This window comes from Phenylobacterium sp. (assembly GCF_031412415.1).
Classification (GTDB): Bacteria; Pseudomonadota; Alphaproteobacteria; order Caulobacterales; family Caulobacteraceae; genus Phenylobacterium.
In genome coordinates this window covers 1-1,654 of sequence record NZ_JANOCX010000345.1, presented here as the reverse complement: position 1 = coordinate 1,654, position 1,654 = coordinate 1, and the positions used below count along the sequence as shown (strand labels likewise).

At 65.5% G+C, this 1,654-nt stretch carries 2 protein-coding genes; both read left to right on the top strand.

The annotated features are described in order from the left end of the window. Positions 1 to 237 precede the first annotated feature (237 nt). Positions 238 to 1,257 carry a sugar transferase gene (locus RMO04_RS16550; RefSeq protein WP_309645870.1) on the top strand — a complete coding sequence of 340 codons (1,020 nt, stop codon included), beginning with the start codon at positions 238 to 240 and terminating at the stop codon, positions 1,255 to 1,257. A gap of 2 nt (positions 1,258 to 1,259) precedes the next feature. After that, the coding region (locus RMO04_RS16545) for an acyltransferase (protein WP_309645869.1) at positions 1,260 to 1,654 on the top strand (395 nt) is incomplete at its 3' end.

Genomic DNA, 1,654 nt, shown 5'->3' with positions numbered 1-1,654 from the left:
GAGTCCGGTCTGCGTCGCCGACTGCCGGCCCACCTTGGCCGCAGTCTCCGCGTGCGCGTCGTGCAGCCGGATGCCGTAGAACTCGCGGCGGTGTAGGGAGCATGTGTGAACGCGACAATTCATAGTCTGGAGCGTAGCGGGCGACGAACCGCGCGCGCGTTCAGGGTCTCGACGCCCACGGCGCATCGGAAGCGTCATACACCCCGGCTCGAGTCCTATGTGCTGGGGCCGCGCCTGTTGTCGGACGCGCTGGTGCGGGAACGCAAGCGCGCAGACCGGCTCGATTCCTCGTTCGCGGTCATCGTTATCGACCGGGGCCACGAAGCCCCCGACGATGGACGCTGGGACGATATTCTTCGCGCCGCTGTCGCCACCAGACGAGACGTGGATACGCTCGGCTGGCTGGAGCAGGACACGGTGCTCGGCCTCATCGTGCCCGACGCCACGCATGAAGCTGTGCACCGGGCAGTGCGTCGCCTGCAGCGCAGAATCGTCGCTCGGATCGGCAAGGAGGCGCAGGCGAGTCTGTCGACGCGGGTGTACGTACACGGCACCTCGTGGAACGAGTCCGGCGTTCACTTGCCGCCGGTCGACCTGCTGCTGGAGGCGTTCGTGCCTGTTCGCAGCGATGCCACCGCTGATGCCGCCAAGCGGACGGTCGATGTGGTGGCCAGTCTGGCCCTCCTGGTACTGTTCGCGCCGGTGATGTTGCTGGCGTTCCTGGCCGTCAGGCTGACGTCATCTGGACCGGCGCTGTTTCGACAGGCGCGCGTCGGCCGTCGCGGCGAGCCGTTCACGATGCTGAAGTTCCGCAGCATGCGGGTCGACGCCGGGCATGCCATCCACAACGACTACGTGACCTGGTTCATCACCGCCAGCGGCAAGCAGCCGCGGGAAGGTGGCGAAGTCTTCAAGATGACCAACGATCCACGGATCACCGCGGTGGGTCGGTGGCTGCGAAAGACCAGCCTGGACGAGCTGCCACAGTTCCTCAACGTGCTGCGCGGCGACATGTCGTTGGTCGGCCCGCGCCCGCCCCTGCCCTTCGAAGTGGAGAAGTACCAGCCGTGGCATCGCCGTCGCGTGCTGGAGGCCAAGCCTGGCGTGACCGGACTCTGGCAGGTCAACGGCCGCAGTCGCACCACCTTCGATGAAATGGTCCGCATGGACCTCGAGTACAGCCGCACGCGCACGTTCTGGGGCGATCTCAGGATCCTGGCGGCCACGCCCATCGCGATGGTCAAGGGAGCCGGCTGAACGTGGATCAGTTCGTAGCGATTGCCCCGGACGTCAAGCTCGGCGCCGGCGTCAAGCTGTCGAAGTTCATCAACCTCTATGGCTGCGAGATTGGCGACGAGACCAAGATCGGTGCCTGCGTCGAGATCCAGAAGGGCGTGACGGTCGGCAAGCGGTGCAAGATCTCGAGCCACACCTTCATCTGCGAAGGCGTGACCATCGAGGATGAAGTCTTCATCGGGCACGGCGTCACTTTCACCAACGACATCTACCCGCGGGCGACCACGGCGACAGGTGACCTCCAGACCGAAGCGGACTGGAAGGTTGAGACCACGGTCGTGAAGAAGGGCGCCTCGATTGGCTCTGGCGCCACGATCCTCCCCAATCTCACAATCGGCGAAGGCGCCATCGTCGGCGC